The organism is Streptomyces sp. NPDC093795, from assembly GCF_044764665.1.
Taxonomy (GTDB): domain Bacteria; phylum Actinomycetota; class Actinomycetes; order Streptomycetales; family Streptomycetaceae; genus Streptomyces.
Window position 1 is genome coordinate 146,628 of the sequence record NZ_JBIWIO010000015.1, and the last position, 19,796, is coordinate 166,423.

A 19,796-nucleotide genomic window follows, 5' to 3' on the forward strand; every position below is an offset into this window, starting at 1 on the left:
ACCATGCCGTCCGTCCCCGCGTCACGAGGAGATTCCGTGGCTACCGAAGCACCCCCGCCGCCCCGAAACGGGACGGAGGCTGCATCCGCTCCCGTATCGCCCACGACGGAACAGTTCGTCGAGGTGCAGGAGGGTGCGGAGTTCGGCGAACTGCGCCGTACGTACCGCTCCTTCGCCTTCCCCCTGACCCTCGCCTTCATCGCCTGGTACCTGCTGTACGTGCTGCTCTCCAACTACGCGGGCGGCTTCATGGGAACCAAGGTCGTCGGCAACATCAACGTGGCGCTCGTCCTGGGTCTCGGCCAGTTCGCCACCACCTTCCTCATCGCCTGGCTCTACTCGCGGCACGCGGCGAACCGGCTCGACCCCAAGGCCGAGGTCATCAGGAACCGTATGGAGGGCGACGCATGAGCACCCCCGTCCTGCTCGCGGCGGGCAACGCCACCAGCGAACACCGGCCGCTGATCATCGCCCTCTTCGGCGCCTTCGTCATCGCGACCCTGATCATCACCGTCTGGGCCGGCCGCCAGACCCGCAGCGCCGCCGACTTCTACGCCGGCGGAGGCCAGTTCACCGGCTTCCAGAACGGCCTCGCGATCTCCGGCGACTACATGTCCGCCGCGTCCTTCCTCGGCATCAGCGGCGCCATCGCCCTCTTCGGCTACGACGGCTTCCTCTACTCGATCGGCTTCCTGGTCGCCTGGCTCGTCGCCCTGCTCCTGGTCGCCGAACCGCTGCGCAACTCCGGCCGCTTCACGATGGGCGACGTCCTCGCCTACCGGATGCGCCAGCGGCCCGTCCGGACCGCCGCCGGCACCTCCACCATCGTCGTCTCGATCTTCTACCTGCTCGCGCAGATGGCCGGCGCCGGCGTCCTGGTCTCGCTGCTCCTCGGCATCACCAGCGACGGCGGCAAGATCGCGATCGTCGCCCTCGTCGGCGTCCTGATGATCGTCTACGTGACGATCGGCGGCATGAAGGGCACCACCTGGGTGCAGATGGTGAAGGCCGTCCTGCTCATCGCGGGCACCCTCCTCATCACCTTCCTCATCCTGCTGAAGTTCGACTTCAACCTCTCGCAGCTCCTCGGCGCCGCCGCCACCAACAGCGGCAAGGGCGACGCCTTCCTGGAGCCCGGCCTCAAGTACGGCACCAGCGCCCTCTCGAAGCTGGACTTCATCTCCCTCGGCATCGCCCTCGTCCTCGGCACCGCCGGCCTGCCCCACATCCTGATCCGCTTCTACACGGTGCCGACCGCCAAGGCCGCCCGTAAGTCGGTCAACTGGGCCATCGGCATCATCGGCGCCTTCTACCTGATGACGATCGTCCTCGGCTTCGGCGCCGCCGCCCTGCTCAGCGGCGACACCATCAGGGCGTCCAACAAGGCGGGCAACACGGCGGCGCCACTCACCGCCCTGGAAGTCGGCGGCGGCGCCGGCTCCACCGGCGGCGCGATCCTCCTCGCCGTCATCTCCGCCGTCGCCTTCGCCACCATCCTCGCCGTGGTCGCCGGTCTGACCCTGGCCTCCTCCTCGTCCTTCGCGCACGACATCTACGCGAACGTGATCAAGCGAGGGAAGGCCACCGAGAAGGAGGAGATGCGGGCCGCCCGCTGGTCCACCGTCCTCATCGGCATCGTCTCGATCGCGCTCGGCGCCCTCGCCCGCGACCTCAACGTCGCCGGTCTCGTCGCCCTCGCCTTCGCGGTCGCCGCCTCGGCCAACCTGCCGACGATCCTCTACTCGCTCTTCTGGAAGAGGTTCACCACCCAGGGCGCGCTCTGGTCGATCTACGGCGGACTGATCTCCTCCGTCGTCCTCGTCCTCTTCTCGCCGGTCGTCTCCGGCGGCCCGGCCTCGATGTTCAAGGGCGTGGACTTCCACTGGTTCCCGCTGGAGAACCCGGGCCTCGTCTCCATCCCGCTCGGCTTCCTCCTCGGCTGGCTCGGCTCGCTCCTCTCCAAGGAGGAGCCGGACGCGGGCAAGTACGCGGAGCTGGAGGTCAAGTCCCTCACCGGCGTCGGGGTCGCCGCCGCGATCAAACACTGACCGGAGCGCAGCCGACCGTATACGGTCCGCGATCACCGGACGGCCGCGTCGTAGAGTTCTACGACGCGGCCTCGCCGGTCCCGTGACAATCTGCCCTGCTCGTTGTCCGTGGGCTCACGTAGGCTCGAACCACACGCAACCGCAAGACGGGGAGGGGGCCCACAGTGCTCATCGACACCTATGGCCGGGTGGCAACCGACCTGCGCGTCTCGCTCACGGACCGGTGCAACCTGCGCTGCACGTACTGCATGCCCGAAGAGGGCCTGCAGTGGCTCGCGAAGCCGGACCTGCTCACCGACGACGAGATCGTCCGGCTGATCCGGATCGCGGTCACCGACCTCGGCGTCACCGAGGTCCGCTTCACCGGCGGCGAGCCGCTGCTCCGCCCCGGCCTCGTCGGCATCGTCGAGCGCTGCGCGGCCCTGGAGCCGCGCCCCCGGATGTCCCTCACCACCAACGGCATCGGGCTGAAGCGCACGGCCGCCGCCCTCAAGGCCGCCGGCCTCGACCGGGTCAACGTCTCCCTGGACACCCTGCGCCCCGAGGTCTTCAAGACCCTCACCCGGCGCGACCGCCACCAGGACGTCCTCGACGGCATGGCCGCCGCCCGGGACGCCGGCCTCACCCCGGTCAAGGTCAACGCCGTCCTGATGCCCGGGCTCAACGCCGACGAGGCCCCCGACCTCCTCGCCTGGGCGGTGGAGCAGGAGTACGAGCTCCGCTTCATCGAGCAGATGCCCCTCGACGCGCAGCACGGCTGGAAGCGCGACGGCATGATCACCGCCGGTGACATCCTGGAGTCCCTGCGCACCCGCTTCACCCTGACGCCCGAAGGCGCCGACGAGCGCGGTTCGGCGCCCGCCGAGCGCTGGGTCGTCGACGGCGGACCGCACACGGTCGGTGTCATCGCCTCCGTCACCCGCCCGTTCTGCCGGGCCTGCGACCGGACCCGGCTCACCGCCGACGGTCAGGTGCGGACCTGTCTGTTCGCCACCGAGGAGACGGACCTCCGGGCCACGCTCCGCTCGGACGCGTCGGACGCCGAGGTCGCGGCGCTCTGGAAGCGGGCCATGTGGGGCAAGAAGGCCGGCTCGGGCCTCGACGACCCGAGCTTCCTCCAGCCCGACCGTCCGATGTCGGCGATCGGCGGCTGACGCGGCGACCCCCGGCCGGTTCGGTGAGCGCCGGCCGACTCAGTGACCGGGGGCCGACTCCCACTCCGCGAGCGGGACGACGTCCTTCAGGAATCCCCGTACACCCAGGAACTGGGAGAGGTGCTCGCGGTGCTCCTCGCACGCGAGCCAGGTCTTGCGACGCTCGGGCGTGTGCAGCGCGGGATTGTTCCACGCGAGCACCCAGACGGCATCGGCGCGGCACCCCTTGGCGGAGCAGATCGGGTTCTCTTCACTCACCGGACCATTGATCACCTGATCATTGTCCAGCAAGGGCGATGCCGAGCAGCCACGGGGGGAGCTGCCCGGCATCGGTCCGTCGCTCCGACGGGGGATGCGGAGCGCGTAGGAAGTATGTCACGGCACCCTGGGTGCGGTGCACCGGAACTTCATGATTGATCTGAGCTTTTCCTGAGCTTCCCGGGGTCGAGCTCGGGGCGCCCCGGAGAGGGGACGAACGTGGAGGGAAGGGACGGCGTGGACTCCCGGCCGGCGTTCGCGATGACCACCGCGACATAGGGGAGCAGGATGCCCAGGGCGAGGGCCACGACCGCCACATGCCTCTCGACGTTCCACAGCACCGCGGCCGCGATCACGGAGAGCGTCCGGACCGACATCGAGATGATGTAGCGCCGCTGTCGCCCCCGCACATCGTCGGCGAGCCCCTGCCGGGCCCCCGTGATCCGGAAGACCTCGCCCCCGTCACGCTTCGACATCGCCGTCCACCATCCACCGGTCGCGCCGGACTCTCCCGGTCCGGGCCTCGACTCCACGGTACGCCCGCTCACCGGCGCCGACGAGACCGGGGGCACGGATGGCGCTGTCCGACATGCGCCGTATGGCCGGTGGGACGAGACTGGGCCCACATGCGTACAAGGAGGCGACGATGGGTTGGTTGTGGGCGATCATCGTGGGACTGGTCCTCGGTCTGATCGCGAAGGCGATCCTGCCGGGTAAGCAGCAGATCCCGCTGTGGCTGACGGTCGTTTTCGGCATTCTCGGCAGCGTTCTCGGCAACGCGGTCGCGACCTGGATCGGCGTCAACGAGACCAAGGGCATCGACTGGACCCGTCACCTGCTCCAGCTGATCGGCGCCGTCGCCGTGGTCGGGGTGGGCGACATGCTGTGGGCCTCGATCAGGGGCAACCGACAGCGCACCTAGGGGATCGAAGACGCGGAAGGCCCGGTACGGCACACCACGTGCCGTACCGGGCCTTCCGGCGTACGGGGGCCGAGGGCGGCCCTCAGCCCTCCGCGCCGGCGAACTCGATCGCCGCCAGGTTCTTCTTGCCGCGCCGCAGCACCAGCCAGCGGCCGTGCAGCAGCTCCTCCGCCGTCACCTCGGCGTCCTCGGCGGTCACCTTCACGTTGTTCACGTAGGCCCCGCCCTCCTTCACCGTGCGACGCGCTCCCGACCTGCTCGGCGCGAGCCCGACCTCGGTGAACAGGTCCACCACCTGACCGAGCGCGGACACCCGGGCGTGCGGCAGCTCCGAGAGGGCGGCGGCCAGCGTCGCCTCGTCCAGCTCGGCCAGGTCGCCCTGCCCGAACAGCGCCTTGGAGGCGTTGATGACGGCCGCGCACTGCTCGGCGCCGTGCACCAGGGTGGTGAGCTCCTCGGCGAGCGCCCGCTGCGCGGCACGCGCCTGCGGCCGCTCGGCGGTCTGCTGCTCCAGCTCCTCCAGCTCCTCGCGGGACCTGAAGGACAGGATCCGCATGTACGTCGAGACGTCCCGGTCGTCCACGTTCAGCCAGAACTGGTAGAACGCGTACGGCGTCGTCATCTCCGGGTCGAGCCAGACGGCCCCGCTCTCGGTCTTGCCGAACTTGGTGCCGTCCGCCTTGACCATCAGCGGGGTCGCGAGGGCGTGCACCTCCGCGCCCGGCTCCAGGCGGTGGATCAGGTCGAGACCGGCCACCAGGTTGCCCCACTGGTCCGAGCCGCCCTGCTGGAGCGTGCAGCCGTAGCGGCGGTACAGCTCCCGGAAGTCCATGGCCTGGAGCAGCTGGTAGCTGAACTCGGTGTAGCTGATGCCCTGCTCGGACTCCAGACGCCGGGCGACGGAGTCCTTGGTCAGCATCTTGTTGACCCGGAAGTGCTTGCCGATGTCCCGCAGGAACTCGATCGCCGACATCCCGGCGGTCCAGTCCAGGTTGTTCACCATGACCGCCGCGTTCTCCCCCTCGAAGGAGAGGAACGGCTCGATCTGCGTCCGCAGCCGGTTCACCCAGTTCGCGACCGTCTCGGGGTCGTTCAGGGTGCGCTCGGCCGTCGGCCGCGGGTCACCGATCTGACCGGTGGCCCCGCCGACCAGCGCCAGCGGCCGGTGTCCGGCCTGCTGGAGCCGGCGGACGGTGAGGACCTGGACCAGGTGGCCGACGTGGAGACTGGCCGCGGTCGGGTCGAAACCGCAATAGAAGGTGACGGGACCGTCCGCGAGAGCCTTGCGCAGTGCGTCCTCATCGGTGGACTGGGCGAAGAGCCCACGCCACTTCAGCTCGTCGACGATGTCGGTCACGTCGTCCGTCTCCCTGTGATGCTTGTGATGCCTGTGGCCAATAGTTGTCTCAGTCTAGGTGGGTCAGACCCCCTTGCTGACCGAGCTCATGTTGAAGTCGGGGATCCGCAGGGCGGGCATCGCGGCCCGGGTGAACCAGTCGCTCCACTCGCGCGGCAGCGTCTTCTCCGTCCGGCCCGCCTCCGAGGCCCGCGACAGCAGGTCCACCGGCGACTCGTTGAACCGGAAGTTGTTCACCTCGCCGACCACCTCGCCGTTCTCCACGAGGTAGACGCCGTCCCGGGTCAGACCGGTGAGCAGCAGCGTCGCCGGGTCGACCTCGCGGATGTACCAGAGGCAGGTGAGAAGCAGCCCGCGCTCCGTGGAGGCGACCATCTCCTCGAGGGAACGCTCGCCGCCACCGTCCAGGATCAGGTTCCCCGCCACGGGCGCCACGGGCAACCGAGTGAGTTCCGCCGAGTGCCGGGTGGTGATCAGGCGCTCCAGCTTCCCGTCCCGTACCCAGTCCGTCGGCGCGATCGGCAGGCCGTTGTCGAAGACGGAGGAGTCGTCGCCCGAGGAGTGCGCGATCACGAACGGCGCGGACTCAAGACCCGGCTCGTTCGGGTCGCTGCGCAGGGTCAGCGGCAGCGGGGAGAGGGTCTCGCCGATCCGGGTGCCGCCGCCGGGCTTGGAGAAGACCGTACGGCCCTCCACCGCGTCCCGGGCCGTCGACGACCACAGCTGGTAGATCAGCAGGTCGGCCACGGCCGTCGGCGGCAGCAGCGTCTCGTACCGCCCGGCGGGCAGCTCGATCCGCCGCTCCGCCCAGCCGAGACGGGTCGCGAGCTCCGCGTCGAGGGCCGCCGGGTCGACGTCCTTGAAGTCCCGGGTCGAGCGGCCGGCCCAGGCGGACCGCGAACGGTCCGGGGACTTGGCGTTCAGCTCCAGGGTCCCGTTGGGCTGGTCGTGACGGAGCCGCAGGCCCGTGGACGTACCCAGGTAGGCGGAGGTCAGCTCGTGGTTGGCGAAGCCGTACAGCTCACGGCCGCCGGCCCGGGCGCGGGCGAAGGCCTCGCCGAGCGCCGGGGCGAAGTCGGCGAAGACGGCGGAGGTGGTCTCCGCCGGGGCGTCCGTGAAGTCGGGGGACGAGGGCACGTCCGCCACCAGCGGCTGGGCGTCCTCGGCGGGCCCCGCGGCACGCGCGGCGGCCTCGGCGGCCCGGACCAGGGGCTCCAGGTCGTCGGCGGTCACCGCGGACCGCGAGACGACACCGGAGGCGGTGCCCTGCGCGCCGTCGACGGTCGCGATCACCGTGAGCGTACGGCCGCGGGTGACGCCGTTGGTGGTGAGCGCGTTGCCCGCCCAGCGCAGATTGGCCGAGGACTCCTCGTCGGCGATGACGACACAGCCGTCGGCGCGGGACAGCTCGAGGGCCCGCTCGACGATCTCGTACGGCTTGCTGACGCGGCTCATCGTCCGGCCTCCTGCGTGGTGTTCAAGATGTTGACGCCGCGGAAAAGGGCGGACGGACAGCCGTGGGAGACCGCCGCGACCTGGCCCGGCTGGGCCTTGCCGCAGTTGAAGGCGCCGCCGAGGACGTACGTCTGCGGGCCGCCGACCTGCTCCATCGAGCCCCAGAAGTCGGTGGTCGTCGCCTGGTACGCCACGTCCCGCAGCTGCCCGGCGAGCCGGCCGTTCTCGATGCGGAAGAACCGCTGCCCGGTGAACTGGAAGTTGTAGCGCTGCATGTCGATCGACCAGGACCGGTCACCGACCACGTAGATGCCCCGCTCCACACCCCCGATCAGGTCCTCCGTCGACAGACCGCCCGGGTCCGGCTGGAGCGAGACGTTCGCCATCCGCTGCACCGGCACGTGCGCGGGGGAGTCGGCGAACGCGCAGCCGTTCGACCGGCCGAGGCCCGTGAGCTTCGCGATCCGCCGGTCCAGCTGGTAGCCGACGAGCGTGCCGTCCTTCACCAGGTCCCAGCTCTGCGCCTCGACGCCCTCGTCGTCGAACCCGACCGTCGCGAGCCCGTGCTCGGCGGTCCTGTCACCCGTCACGTTCATGATCGAGGAGCCGTACGCCAGCTTGCCCAGCTGGTCGAAGGTGGCGAAGGACGTGCCCGCGTACGCCGCCTCGTAGCCCAGAGCCCGGTCCAGCTCGGTGGCGTGCCCGATCGACTCGTGGATCGTCAGCCAGAGGTTCGACGGGTCCACGACCAGGTCGTACCGCCCCGCCTCGACGCTCGGCGCCCGCATCTTCTCGGCGAGCAGCCCCGGGATCTCGTCCAGCTCCTTGTCCCAGTCCCAGCCGGTGCCCGTCAGGTACTCCCAGCCCCGCCCGACCGGCGGCGCGATCGTCCGCATCGAGTCGAACTCACCGGTCGTCTCGTCGACGGCGACCGCGGTGAGCTGCGGATGCAGCCGGACCCGCTGCTGCGTGGTGACCGTTCCCGCCGTGTCCGCGTAGAACTTGTTCTCGTGGACGGTGAGCAGCGAGGCGTCCACATGGGCCACGCCGTCCGCCCGCAGCAGCCGCGCGCTCCAGTCGGCGAGCAGCGCGCTCTTCTCCTCGCCGGGGATGGAGAAGGGATCGATCTCGTACGAGGAGACCCAGGTGCGCTCCTCGTGCACCGGCTCCTCGGCCAGCTCCACTCGTTCGTCCGAGCCGGCCGCCGCGATCACCTTCGCCGACAGCTTGGCCATGGCGACCGCCTGCGAAGCGACCTTCGCGGCCCCGTCCATGGTCAGGTCGACCCCGGACGCGAACCCCCAGGCCCCGCCGTGCACCACCCGCACCGCGTAGCCGAGGTCCGTGGTGTCCGAGGAACCGGACGGTTTGGCGTCACGCAGCCGCCACGAGGCGCTGCGCACCCGCTCCAGACGGAAGTCCGCGTGCTCGGCGCCGAGCGCGCGCGCTCGGGCGAGCGCCGCGTCGGCGAGCGCCCGCAGGGGCAGCGCGACGAACGTAGGGTCGATCTGATGGACCACGAGCGGCCTCGCTCTCGGCGATCGTAAGGCGGGGGTCGAACTGTCCCGGAAGTCAATCATGGGACGGGCCGCGGAGTCGGCGCATTGAGGTGCGCCCGCGGTGTGACCCACGCCAACCCGCCTGCGTCGTCGGCGTATTGAGGCGTCGGAATAGAGCACGGGCATAGCACCCGCGTCGATCGGATGAGATGATCGACGCCATGCACGGGTGGGTGAACGGAGTCAGGTCCTGGCTGTCGTCGCTGGACGAGGATGCACTCAGATCCCTGCTGACCTGGCACCACTGCTTACGGGGCGACAAACACGCCCACACGTCGGACCGGCCGCCGTCCCCGCCCTCGCGGCGGGAACTGCACGCGGCCCGGGTGCGGCTCGCCAAGGCGCAGCAGGGACAGTTGACGAGCATCGCCGCCTGCGGGCTCGTCTGGGCGGTGAAGGCGCTCCACACCGAATACGGGTTCTCGCAGCGCGCTCTGACGGACCCCACTCTCGACGAACTCCTCGCCATGCTCGGGGTGCTCGACCCGCCGCTCGCCCGCTGCGCGCTGTACGGCATGCTCCTGCCCGCCACGAGCCGGCTCCCGGTCGGGCCGCTGGCGACGGAGCACGAGGCGGCGTTGCAGACAGCTGCGGACAGCAGCCCGCCGCCGGACGCGCACGAGATAGGCCCGCGCTTCGAGTCCCCCTCCGGCTCCGCCTCGTCGCCCGCCTCCCCCTCCGGCTCCCCGACGACGAACCCCGAGTGTGAGGATGCCGTTCCCGTGTCCGGACCCCGACCCCTGGCCGACCTCCCCGCGTCGCTCGACCTCCTGAAGCGGTCCGGCGAGCGGCTGGCCGTCGTCCTGCGCGGTGCGGCGGACGCCGTCGAAGCCGGGCTCCTCCCCGTCGACGCCCCCGGCGAAGGGCTTGCCGCCTGGACGGAGGAGCGCGAGCGGCTCGCCGCCGCGCTCGCCGCCGAGGGGGTCACCTGGGGGCCGGGCCTCGGCTACGCCGACGCGGGCGCCGAACTGACCCAGCTGCGGGAGGCACGGGCGGAACAGGCCGACGCCCTGCGCCGCAAGGCGAGCCGGTACGCCGAACTCCTGGAGTGGGCCGACGACGAGGAGGAGGCGGCCGACCTCCGCCGCCACCTCGAACGCACCGAGACCCAACTGCGCGAACTCGGTGCCCCGGCGGGGGAGGAACCCGCCGGGGCCCCGCCCGCGGCGCACCGCCCGGAACCCGGTGCCGTACGCACGGCAGAGACGGCCGGTCAGGACCAGGGCCAGGGCCCGAACCCGGACGCTGACCAGGACTCGGGTGCGGGTTCGGCCCCGGCCCCGGACCTGGATGCTGCCCCGGACCCGGGCGCTGCCCCGGACCCGCACCCGGGCTCCGGGGAGGCGCTCCCGTCGGGGCGGACCGAGCACGGCACCGGTGACGCGGCCGCGTTGACGGGCCGGGCCCGGGTGGGCGCCTCCGCGATCGAGGCCGTCCGCCGCGCGGTGGAACCGCCGCCCCCGGCCCTCCTGCCCGCCTCGACGGCGGCGGCCACCACGACCCCGGCCGCAGCCCCGGCCCCGACGCCCGTTCCGGCCCCGGCCCAGGTCCCCGCCCCCGCCCCGGCCCCCGCGCCCGCCCCGGCCCAGGTCCCGGCCCTGGCTCCCGTACCGGCTCAGGCTTCGGCCCCCACCCCCGTACTGGCTCAGGCCCCCGCCCCGACCCCGGCACCGGCTCAGGCCCCGCCCCCCGTACCCGCTCAGGCCCTGACCCCCGCCCCCGCCCCCCTCCAGGCGTCGCCCCCCGCCCCCGCCCCTACCCCCGCCCCCCTCCCCGTCGAGGACGAGCCCTGGCCCTCCGGGCTCGGGGCGGCCGACTGGGACCCGTACGCGCCCTGGGAGACCGGCGGTGAGCCGCCCGTCGGCAGGCTGCTGCGGGACGGTCGGGTCGCCGAGGCGTACTGGATGACCGTGGCCTCCCGCGAGGGTGACGTCCGGGCGCGGACCCTCGCCTTCGCCGCCGCCGCGTTCAGCTGCGTCTCGGACAGCGAGGCCACCCCCGTACAGATGGCGCACGAGCTCGACCCCGCCCTCGCCGCGCAGGACCGCGAGGCCCATCTCGTGGCCCTCGCGGCCGCCCTGCGCACCGGACTCACCGCACGGTGGGCGCACGGCCTGATCAGCGGTTTCGTCATGCCGTCCGGGCTGACCGCGCCTTGGCAGCAGCTGCTCACCGTGCTCGTCGCCGCCGTCAGGGACGGCCGCGTCTTCGAGCCCGGCATGCTCCAGGGCAGCGCCGAGGGCCAGGAGGCCGCCACCCGCGAGGAGATCGGCCTCACCGCCCGGCAGCTGCTCGACGACCTGCCGCGCCGCAAGATGAAGTACCAGCGGGCGTCCCAGGTGCTCCAGTACCTCGTCGGCCCGTCGGGCCCGGTGCGCCACGCGTTGAACGAGGTCATCGAGTGGTCCGGCCAGAGCCCCGCGCAGTACGCCGGTGCGCCCGGCTTCCGCGCCCTGGGCGAGGAGCTGTGGCGGGCGGAGGACATCGACCGGCTCATCGAGGACACCGACGCCCTGTTCCGTACGTCGAAGCAGGCCAAGGAACCGATCACCGCCGGCGCGCTCCGGCAGCTGCACACCGCCTGCCGGTCCGTCGGCGAGCTCCTCATGCGCGCCGAGGCCGCCCACGCCGCCGCCCGCCCGCACCAGGGCGTGAGCGACCGCGGCATCCCCGAACTGGCCTCGGTCCTCCGGGACGTCGCCGAGGAGCCCGCCCCGGCCGGCACGGGAGGCGCGGCGCTGGCGCTGCTGCGGTCCTGGCTCACCGGCGAGCACGTACGGTCCGAGGACACGGCGGCCGACCAGCTCCGCGAGAACGGCGGCCCCGTCCCGCCCGCCGACTGCCTCCTCCGGCTGCCCGACCTGCCCCGGGACGCCCTGGGCGACCCCGACTTCGCCGACCCCAGGGCGGCCCGCCGCATCGCCGCCCTCCTGACGCCCGCCGACGCCGAGTACGCGCTCGTCCGCTACCTCGGCGACGGCGACCTGCACCTCGCGAGAGCGCTGATCGCGGCCGTCGAGAGCGAGCCCGAGGAGTACGGCTGCACCGACCCCGAGTGGGGCGAATCGGCGGCCCGGAGGCTCGCGCAGGGCCACGAGGACTGGCGGCGTGAGGTCGCCGAGCGCCATCGCGCGGCGGCCGGGCTGCTCGCCCAGATGCGGACGCTCAACCAGCTGGCCGCCGACGAGGAGAGGGAGTTCGTCGGCCGCCTCCAGGAGTTCGTCGACGGCGAGGAGTCGGGCCGCTACCGCTTCGCCGTGGACTCGCTGCGCACCCTGGAGGCGGAGCTCGTCACCCTCGTCGAGGACTACACCCGGCAGCTCCGCGAGAACCTCGCCCTGCTGCGCTCCCGCCCCGACCGGCCGCTGTCCGCCGGGGACCACGACCGGATCGCCCGCCTCATCGACGAGGGGGACACGGTCACGGCACAGGAGTTCCTCGCCCTGGCGACGAGCCACAAGCCGCTGCCGGCGCGGCCCGCCGACGACGGCTCCGAACTGGCCGCGTTCCTCGGCGGCGTCACCGCGCCCGCCGCGCCGAAGGCCGGCGGCGAGGGCGTCGACGCCGACTGGTGGGCGAACCACTACAGCGACCCCGACGCCTCGCTCACCCCCGCGGCGGGCAACGGCCTGGAGTCGTGGGCGGCCCTCTGCACCCCGCAGGGACGCCGCGGCGAACTGCCCCAGCACCTCTCCCGGCTGCTGCGGGTCCTCGGCCTCGACGTCTCCCCGGGCCAGGTGTCGGCCGAGCGGGCCGCCCTCGGCCAGGGCATGCGCCGCTTCAAGGTGCGCGCGCGGGTCGCCGAACGCGCCGGGTACGTCGCCGCGCTCGGCTCCCGGGCCTCCTCGTACACCGTCCTGCTCATCTGGGAGGAGCAGCCCGCCGACGGGCCGCTCGCCCACCTGGAGGACGCCGACGTCGGCGCCAACATCGTGCTCTACCTCCACCCGCTCGGCCTGGAGGGACGGCGCGGCCTCGCCGAGTCCGCCCGCTCCTTCGCCCAGCAGGCGCTGGTCGTCGACTCCGCCGTGATGGGCTGGATGGCCGCCCGGGCCCCCGGTTCCTTCCGCTCGCTCCAGCGGGTGACGCTGCCCTGGGCCGCGTACAACCCGTACACGCCGTTCGTCGCGGGCCTCGTCCCGCCCGAGGTGTTCTACGGCCGCGACGAGGAGATGCGGGAGGTCATGGGCCGCGAGGGCGGCATGTTCCTCTACGGGGGACGCCAGCTCGGCAAGTCCGCGCTGCTGCGCCGGGTCGCGGAGATCTTCCCGAGCCGCGCCGACGCCCATGTCGCCGTCTACCTCGACCTGTTGAAGGCGGAGATCGGCCACGCGGAGGCCCCCGACCGGATCTGGAGCCGGCTGGTCGAGGACCTCAAGCGCAAGGGTGTCTTCAACAACAAGATGTCGGAACAGGCCAACCCCGACGTCGTCGTCCGCAACATCCAGGCCTGGCTGGAGGAGGACGACACCCGGCGGATCCTGGTCCTCGCGGACGAGGCGGACGCCTTCCTCAACACCGACTCGCGCCGCGCCTACCGCGTCGGCAGCGAGTCGACGTTCCCCAACGTCATGCACTTCCAGCGCCTGATGGAGCAGACCGAGCGCCGCTTCAAGATCGTCTTCGCGGGTCTCCACCAGGTCCAGCGCTTCGGACACCTCTCCAACGTCTCCACCGTGCACGGCGGCCCCGACGTCCTCGTCGGCCCGCTCGGCACCCAGGCCGCCGTCCGGCTCGTCACCGAACCGATGGCCGCGCTCGGCTACTTCTTCGAACGGCCCGAGCTGGTCTGGCGGATCCTCGCCATCACCAACTACCAGGCCAACCTGGTGCAGATCTTCTGCCGCGAACTCGTCCGCGTCCTCCACGACCGCCCGTACACCTGGTCCGGGAGCCCGGTCCGGATCACCGAGGACGACGTCCAGAAGGTCGCCGCCTCGGAGACCGTACGCCGTCAGATCGCCGAGCGGCTCCGCTTCACCATCAACCTGGAGGACCGCTACCGGGTCCTCGCCCTCGTCATCGCCCTGCGCAGCCTCAAGGACAGCTACCGCGGCGACTACTCCGCGAGCGAACTGCTCCAGGAGGCCCGGGAGGCGTGGCCGGAGGGCTTCGAGATGCTCAGCGCCAAGCAGGCGCAGATCTTCCTCACCGAGATGGTCGGCCTCGGTCTGCTCATCCAGCTCGGCGACCGCTCCCGCTTCGCCGTCCGCAGCCCCAACGTCGTCAACATGCTGGGCACCCGCGAGGAGCTCGAACTCGAACTCCGCGAGACGGAATTCGGCCTGCCCTACGACTACAACCCGCACGCCGCCCGGCGCATCCTCGGCCGCGACGCCCGCCATGTGCAGACGTACAGCCCGCTCACCGAGGAACAGCTCCACGAGACCGCCCAGTCCGGCGTCAGCATCATCGGCACCACCGCGCTCCACCGGCCCGAACTCGTCCGCCAGGCGGTCACCGCCTTCGCCGTGAACCGGGGCGTCGACGTCGTCCCGTACACCCACGGGGAGGACCTCGCCGCCCTCCTCAAGAGCCGCCGCCGCAAGGCCCATGTGATCGTCGCGGACCTGCGCGGCGCCGCCCCCGCCGAGCTGCGCGAGACCGTCCGCTCCCTGTTCGTCCACGCCGGGCCCGCCGCCGACCGTCTCGTCCGGCAGACCGAGCGGCGCAGCGGCGGCAACGAGAACCGCTCCGTCGTGGTCCTCGCCGACGCGGCCGGCCTCGCCGAACTCGCCGCCGACGACGGGCACGAGGAGCTGTCCGTACGGTGGCTGCGCCCCGAGCGGTGGACGGCGGACGCCCTGCGCGCCTGGTCGGAATGCCCCTTCGTCTCCCGCGAGGACCGCGACCGGCTCGTCTCCGCGACCGGTGGCTGGCCCCGCTGGATGGAGGCCGCCGTGACGGACGTGTCCGTGCACGGGGCGACCCTCGACAACGCCGTCGAGCGGATACGGGCCCTCATCGCGGGCCCCCGCAACATCGAGGAGCACCTGCGGCTCTCCGGGCTCGACGCACGTGACCTGGACCTCCTGGCGGCCTGGACGGGCTATGTGGGGGAGGGGCAGGGCGTGCCGCGCGACGACGTGGCGGCGGCGGTCGAACTCACCGACGCGGACACCGACGCCTGGCTGCACCACCTGGGCCAGCTCGGCGTCCTCGACGAGACGCCCGACGGGTTCGCGGTGGAACCGGTGACGTACCGCGCGGTGCGGTCCCGGGCGGCCGCCGGGGAGAAGTGAGGTGACGGAGGCGGAGACCCGCGCGGTGACGCGTGCCGTGAACCCGGGCGATCTGCCAGGTGTACGGGGGCAGTTGCGCGGCGTCGCCGCCGACCTCGCGGCCGGGCTCAACTGCCTGTGGCTGGTCACCGACGCCATGGTGGAGTCGGGGCTCGCGGACGAGCTGTACCGGGGGGCGCTGTTCGGCAGTCCGGTACGCGTGGACGTACCCGCCCCGGCGTCCCCACGCGCGCGCGAAGCGGCGCCGGAGCCGGCTACGGAGGACACGGCGGGGGAGTGGGGGAGGGAAGGGGAAGGGGACTGGTGGGCGGACGCCGACGAACTCCCCTACCTCGACCTGCCCGACGACGGCTTCGACCTCGACCTCGGCTGGTCCCTCGAGGGCCGACCGCCGCGCGTACCGGCGCCCCGGGAGGAGCGCTCCGCCCCCCGACACGACCCGCACGGCCTCCTCGCCCGCCTCGGCAAGGAACTCTCGGTCGGCGCGGACGAGGCGATCGCGACCCTGGTCGCCCCCGACCGCACCCGCCGCCCGGTCGTCGGCATCCGCGCGTGGGCGGAGAACGCCGACGACGCGGGGGCGCGTGCGGGTTCCGGCAGGGGTACGGGCACGGTGCCCGGCCCCGGCACGGGCGCGCGTGCGGGAGGCGGCAGCGGTACGGGCACGGGCGCGCCTGCGGGAGGCGGCACGGGACCCGGGCCCGGACCCGTCACCGGTCCCGGCACCGCCCCACCCGGCGTCGCCGTCGAGCGGCTGTTCCGGTCGCTCGCAGCCGCCGTCAGGGCGGCCGGGCTCCCGCCGGGTGAGCGCCCCCGGCTCCTGGTCGTCGCCCGCCTCCGTGACCTGCCGGAATCGCTCCCGGACGAACTCCGGCACGGCCTCGGCGACACGGCCGTGCACTGGTGGTGGGGCGCGCTCGGCCGGCTCGACACGGCCACCGCGATCGCGCCGATCCTCGACCACGGGCCCGATACCTCCGGCCGCGACCGCGACCCGCTGAGGGAGCGCATCCACCGTGCGGTGCGGACCGAGACCGTGGTCGAGATCTGCGGCCCCGACCTGGAGCTCGCCCGGCTGCTCGCCGCGGAGTGGGACGGCTCGCAGCACACCCTCGCCGCCGCCCTCGGACACTGCCTCGCACGGACGCCCGTCCCCACCCCGGCCGACTGCCCGCCGCTGCGGAGGATCGGCGCCCTGCTGCGGCCGGGCGCGGAACTCCGCCAGGCGTGGGCGACGGGCGCCGTCGTCTCCTGGGAGGGCCGGCTCCGCGCGCACGTGGCCGTCTGGCACCCGGCGGCCCCGGTGGCACAGTCGGCACAGGCACCACAGGCACCACAGGCACCGGCACCACAGCCAGCGCACGCCGCCCCCGCGGCCGCCCCCGGCGACGCCGACGTCCGGGCCCGCCTCAACGCCCTGGTCTCCCAGGCACAGCAGCGGGTCCTCGCGCCCTGGATCGAGGAGGCCCGGCAGCGCCTCGCCGTACGGGCGCTCGGCCACCTCAACCGGCCGGTCGCCGCACTCGTCGCCGAGTACGCCGACCGTCCCCCCGCCCACTTGGGCGCCGCCCCGGAGCGGGCCTTCCTGGAACTGCAGGTGGGCGAGCTGCTCAGGGCCCATGTCAGCGGAGCCCTCGCCCTCCCCCCGGCCGACGCGCGGCTCCTGCGGCTCCTCGTCACCGCGAGGAACGTGCTCGCGCACCGGTCCGTGCTGTACGACCGGACACTCGACGAGCTGTGCGCCGAACTCTCCCGGGCGGACCTCCGGGCCCCGTAGGTCCACGGAGGGCCACGTCAGGGACGGCGCCCGGCCCCGGGGGGAGCGGCGGGCGGCCGCCCCGTACCGCCTCCGAGCTGTAGGGACCCGACAGTGACGCCCCTACGCCACTGTCGGAGCTGGATTCCCCATGCCGGGGGCGTTACCGATAGGTTTTCGGCTACCAGACCGCTATCGAAAGGGTGATCCGTTGAGCCGCTCGGTTCTCGTCACCGGAGGAAACCGGGGCATCGGCCTCGCCATCGCCCGCGCGTTCGCCGAAGCCGGCGACAAGGTCGCGATCACGTACCGCTCCGGCGAGCCGCCCGAGGGCTTCCTGGCCGTGAGGTGCGACATCACCGACGGTGAGCAGGTGGAGCAGGCGTACAAGGAGATCGAGGAGAAGCACGGCCCGGTGGAGGTCCTCGTGGCCAACGCCGGCGTGACGAAGGACCAGCTCCTCATGCGGATGTCCGAGGACGACTTCACGTCCGTCGTCGACACCAACCTCACCGGCACCTTCCGGGTCGTCAAGCGTGCCAACCGAGCGATGCTGCGCGCCAAGAAGGGCCGCGTCGTCCTGATCTCCTCGGTAGTCGGTCTGCTGGGCTCCGCGGGCCAGGCCAACTACGCCGCCTCCAAGGCCGGCCTGGTCGGCTTCGCCCGTTCCCTCGCGCGTGAGCTGGGCTCCCGCAACATCACCTTCAACGTCGTCGCCCCCGGTTTCGTCGACACCGACATGACCGCGGTGCTCACCGACGAGCAGCGCGCGGGCATCGTGTCCCAGGTGCCGCTGGGCCGCTACGCGCAGCCCGCGGAGATCGCCGCCGCGGTGAGGTTCCTCGCCTCCGACGACGCCTCGTACATCACTGGAGCCGTCATCCCGGTTGACGGCGGATTGGGCATGGGTCACTGATCACATGAGCGGAATTCTCGAGGGCAAGCGCATCCTGATCACGGGCGTGCTGATGGAGTCCTCCATCGCCTTCCACGCCGCGAAGCTGGCCCAGGAGCAGGGTGCGGAGATCATTCTCACCGCCTGGCCGCGGCCGACGCTGACCGAGCGCATCGCCAAGAAGCTGCCCCACCCCGACAAGGTCAAGGTCCTGGAGCTCGACGTCTCGAACGACGAGCACCTCGCCCGTCTCGAGGGCCAGGTCCGCGAGCACCTGGGCGACCGCCTCGACGGCATCGTGCACTCCATCGGCTTCGCGCCGCAGGACGCGCTCGGCGGCAACTTCCTCAACACCCCGTTCGAGTCCGTGGCCACCGCCATGCACGTCTCCGCCTTCTCCCTGAAGTCGCTGACGATGGCACTGCTGCCGCTGATGAACGAGGGCGGCTCCGTCGTCGGTCTCACCTTCGACGCGCAGTACGCCTGGCCGCAGTACGACTGGATGGGCCCGGCCAAGGCCGCCCTGGAGGCCACCAGCCGCTACATGGCGCGTGACCTGGGCAAGCAGGACATCCGCTGCAACCTGATCTCGGCGGGTCCGCTCGGCTCGATGGCCGCCAAGTCCATCCCGGGCTTCGACGGGCTCGCCTCCGTCTGGGACAGCCGCTCCCCGCTGGTGTGGGACCTCACCGACCCGGAGCCGGCCGGCCGCGGCATCGTCGCGCTGCTCTCCGACTGGTTCCCGAAGACGACGGGCGAGATCATCCACGTCGACGGCGGTCTGCACGCGATCGGCGCGTAGCGACCTCCCGTAGCCGCAGAGGGCCGTGGGCCCGCCCCTCGGGGCGGACCACGGCCTTCGCCGTTCCGCAACTCCTGCCCGACTCGAAAAGTAGCGCGAATCACCCCAGACTGGGGCAGAGCGTGAAGTTCCTGCTACTGCGGTTCCTGTGACGGACGGGGAGGAGGTACGGGCATGCACGCGATACGCGACGGCTTCGGAGCGTTCGCCTCCGTGGCCGTCCTGCTGACCGGGATAGCCGTCGCCGCGGAGGTACGGGCGGCCCCCGCCCCGACCGAGGAACTCCCCGTCACCGCCCCCGCGGCCGAGGAGAGGGAGAACTTCGGCGCCTCCTGCCGCACCGTCGTCCAGGGCTCCCGCGTCACGGCCCACTGCCACAACCCGTACCCGGACACCGACCGGGTCCGCCTCCACGTCGAGTGCGAGCGCTGGTGGGACGTCGACAGCGACAGCGCCCCCGTGGACGTCGAACCCGCCGCGCACACCCAGGTCACCGGCCGCTGCTGGAAGGAGGTCCGGTCCGCCTGGGTCACGCACCAGCCGGCGGACCAGACTCCGTGACCGCCTCCGCGACGGCCGCCCTGCCCGCCTCCGTGACAGCCCCCTTGACCGGCTCCGTGACCGTCTCCGCGACCGGCCCCGCCTCCTGGCTCCGCAGGCACATGAAGGGGTAGCCGGCCGCCTCGGTACCGGCGCGCTCCGCGTCGCCGTCCCGGATCGCGTCCACCAGACGCGCGTGGTCCATGTGGTTCTCGGGCCGCAGCACCTGCCCCACGTCGTCGCGCAGCCACTCCCGCAGCACATCGCCCAGGTCGGCGTAGAGCTCCGTGAGCACCTCGTTCCCCGAGGCGGCGACGACCGCGTGGTGGAAGGCCGCGTCGACGGTCACGAACCGATCCGCGTCACCGGACTCCCACGCCTCCTCGCGCCGTACGAGCAGCGCGTCGAGCTGCTTCAGGTCCCGCTCGGTGCGCCGCGCCGCCGCGAACCGCGCCGCCGCCGACTCCAGGGTCGAGCGCAGTTCGGCCACGTGCCGGGGGTCGGAGCCGGCGAAGCGCCGGTGCATGACGCCCGCCAGTTCGCTGGTGGCGATGACGTACGTACCGGAGCCCTGGCGGATGTCGAGCAGCCCGTTGTGGGCGAGTGCCCGCACCGCCTCGCGCACGGTGTTACGGGCCACTCCCAGCTGCTCGACCAGCTCGGGCTCGGTCGGGATGCGTGAACCGACGGGCCACTCGCCGGAGGTGATCTGGTTCCGCAGCTCGGCGATCACCTGATCGGAGAGGCCTGCGCGCCGGGGGTGACCGAGGGCCATGGAGCACCTTCCCACTTCATCTGGGGACTGGTC

15 protein-coding genes are annotated in these 19,796 nt (G+C 72.4%); 9 read left to right on the forward strand and 6 right to left on the reverse strand.

The window, feature by feature from the left end; translation table 11 throughout:
• The first annotated feature begins 36 nt into the window (after positions 1 to 36).
• The 3 genes from ACIRB7_RS32120 (at position 37) to moaA (ending at position 3,202) form a co-directional block, all read left to right on the forward strand.
• A complete protein-coding gene (locus ACIRB7_RS32120) occupies positions 37 to 411 on the forward strand; it encodes a DUF485 domain-containing protein (RefSeq protein ID WP_403605848.1) in 375 nt (124 codons plus the stop codon).
• The gene (locus tag ACIRB7_RS32125) at positions 408 to 2,048 is read left to right on the forward strand and encodes a cation acetate symporter (RefSeq protein ID WP_403605851.1); all 1,641 of its coding nucleotides are present in this window, start codon (positions 408 to 410) and stop codon (positions 2,046 to 2,048) included. Before ACIRB7_RS32120 ends, ACIRB7_RS32125 begins: the two co-directional genes overlap by 4 nt.
• 164 nt (positions 2,049 to 2,212) lie before the next feature.
• Positions 2,213 to 3,202, forward strand: coding sequence for a GTP 3',8-cyclase MoaA (gene moaA / locus ACIRB7_RS32130; RefSeq protein ID WP_403605854.1), 990 nt, complete (start codon positions 2,213 to 2,215; stop codon positions 3,200 to 3,202).
• 39 nt (positions 3,203 to 3,241) lie between these two features.
• Here the strand turns inward: moaA and ACIRB7_RS32135 are convergent, their stop codons facing one another.
• Both ACIRB7_RS32135 and ACIRB7_RS32140 read right to left on the reverse strand, forming a co-directional pair.
• Positions 3,242 to 3,472 (reverse strand): hypothetical protein, encoded by a 231-nt coding sequence (locus ACIRB7_RS32135; protein ID WP_403605955.1) that lies wholly within the window; start codon positions 3,470 to 3,472, stop codon positions 3,242 to 3,244.
• Positions 3,473 to 3,609: 137 nt separating this feature from the next.
• On the reverse strand, positions 3,610 to 3,936 hold the full coding sequence (locus ACIRB7_RS32140) for a DUF3099 domain-containing protein (protein WP_403605857.1): 327 nt from the start codon (positions 3,934 to 3,936) through the stop codon (positions 3,610 to 3,612).
• Positions 3,937 to 4,106: 170 nt separating this feature from the next.
• Here ACIRB7_RS32140 and ACIRB7_RS32145 point away from each other — a divergent pair, with 170 nt between their 5' ends.
• Positions 4,107 to 4,382, forward strand: a complete 276-nt coding sequence (locus ACIRB7_RS32145) for a GlsB/YeaQ/YmgE family stress response membrane protein (RefSeq protein ID WP_403605860.1) — start codon at positions 4,107 to 4,109, stop codon at positions 4,380 to 4,382.
• 82 nt (positions 4,383 to 4,464) lie between these two features.
• On the opposite strand, the gene tyrS is transcribed toward ACIRB7_RS32145, so the two are convergent.
• The 3 genes from tyrS to ACIRB7_RS32160 all read right to left on the reverse strand — a co-directional run bounded on the left by tyrS (position 4,465) and on the right by ACIRB7_RS32160 (position 8,714).
• Positions 4,465 to 5,739 carry a tyrosine--tRNA ligase gene (tyrS, locus tag ACIRB7_RS32150; protein WP_403605862.1) on the reverse strand — a complete coding sequence of 425 codons (1,275 nt, stop codon included), beginning with the start codon at positions 5,737 to 5,739 and terminating at the stop codon, positions 4,465 to 4,467.
• A 63-nt stretch (positions 5,740 to 5,802) separates the two neighbouring features.
• Positions 5,803 to 7,194, reverse strand: a complete 1,392-nt coding sequence (locus tag ACIRB7_RS32155) for a metallopeptidase TldD-related protein (RefSeq protein WP_403605865.1) — start codon at positions 7,192 to 7,194, stop codon at positions 5,803 to 5,805.
• Positions 7,191 to 8,714, reverse strand: coding sequence for a TldD/PmbA family protein (locus tag ACIRB7_RS32160; protein WP_351212715.1), 1,524 nt, complete (start codon positions 8,712 to 8,714; stop codon positions 7,191 to 7,193). Before ACIRB7_RS32160 ends, ACIRB7_RS32155 begins: the two co-directional genes overlap by 4 nt.
• Before the next feature lie 200 nt (positions 8,715 to 8,914).
• Here ACIRB7_RS32160 and ACIRB7_RS32165 point away from each other — a divergent pair, with 200 nt between their 5' ends.
• From ACIRB7_RS32165 to ACIRB7_RS32185, 5 genes are all read left to right on the forward strand, one after another.
• A complete protein-coding gene (locus ACIRB7_RS32165) occupies positions 8,915 to 14,995 on the forward strand; it encodes a hypothetical protein (RefSeq protein WP_403605868.1) in 6,081 nt (2,026 codons plus the stop codon).
• Between the two features lies 1 nt (position 14,996).
• Positions 14,997 to 16,772, forward strand: coding sequence for a hypothetical protein (locus ACIRB7_RS32170; RefSeq protein WP_403605871.1), 1,776 nt, complete (start codon positions 14,997 to 14,999; stop codon positions 16,770 to 16,772).
• A 190-nt stretch (positions 16,773 to 16,962) separates the two neighbouring features.
• Entirely contained in the window at positions 16,963 to 17,667 is a 705-nt protein-coding gene (gene fabG / locus ACIRB7_RS32175) for a 3-oxoacyl-[acyl-carrier-protein] reductase (protein WP_351212709.1), read from the forward strand.
• Between the two features lie 4 nt (positions 17,668 to 17,671).
• Positions 17,672 to 18,448 (forward strand): enoyl-ACP reductase FabI, encoded by a 777-nt coding sequence (fabI, locus tag ACIRB7_RS32180; protein WP_351212707.1) that lies wholly within the window; start codon positions 17,672 to 17,674, stop codon positions 18,446 to 18,448.
• Positions 18,449 to 18,622: 174 nt separating this feature from the next.
• Positions 18,623 to 19,009: a hypothetical protein gene (locus ACIRB7_RS32185; protein ID WP_403605874.1), complete on the forward strand. Its 387-nt coding sequence runs from the start codon at positions 18,623 to 18,625 to the stop codon at positions 19,007 to 19,009.
• Here ACIRB7_RS32185 and ACIRB7_RS32190 read toward each other — a convergent pair.
• Entirely contained in the window at positions 18,978 to 19,763 is a 786-nt protein-coding gene (locus tag ACIRB7_RS32190) for a FadR/GntR family transcriptional regulator (protein ID WP_403605877.1), read from the reverse strand. The genes ACIRB7_RS32185 and ACIRB7_RS32190 overlap by 32 nt on opposite strands.
• Positions 19,764 to 19,796: the final 33 nt, after the last annotated feature.

Excerpts from the sequence above, each read along its gene's own strand:
- ACIRB7_RS32125 (WP_403605851.1), top strand. The coding sequence starts at position 408 with ATGAGCACCCCCGTCCTGCTCGCGGCGGGCAACGCCACCAGCGAACAC.
- ACIRB7_RS32140 (WP_403605857.1), bottom strand. The coding sequence starts at position 3,936 with ATGTCGAAGCGTGACGGGGGCGAGGTCTTCCGGATCACGGGGGCCCGG.
- ACIRB7_RS32145 (WP_403605860.1), top strand. The coding sequence starts at position 4,107 with ATGGGTTGGTTGTGGGCGATCATCGTGGGACTGGTCCTCGGTCTGATC.
- ACIRB7_RS32155 (WP_403605865.1), bottom strand. The coding sequence starts at position 7,194 with ATGAGCCGCGTCAGCAAGCCGTACGAGATCGTCGAGCGGGCCCTCGAG.
- ACIRB7_RS32165 (WP_403605868.1), top strand. The coding sequence starts at position 8,915 with ATGCACGGGTGGGTGAACGGAGTCAGGTCCTGGCTGTCGTCGCTGGAC.
- fabI (WP_351212707.1), top strand. The coding sequence starts at position 17,672 with ATGAGCGGAATTCTCGAGGGCAAGCGCATCCTGATCACGGGCGTGCTG.
- ACIRB7_RS32185 (WP_403605874.1), top strand. The coding sequence starts at position 18,623 with ATGCACGCGATACGCGACGGCTTCGGAGCGTTCGCCTCCGTGGCCGTC.
- ACIRB7_RS32190 (WP_403605877.1), bottom strand. The coding sequence starts at position 19,763 with ATGGCCCTCGGTCACCCCCGGCGCGCAGGCCTCTCCGATCAGGTGATC.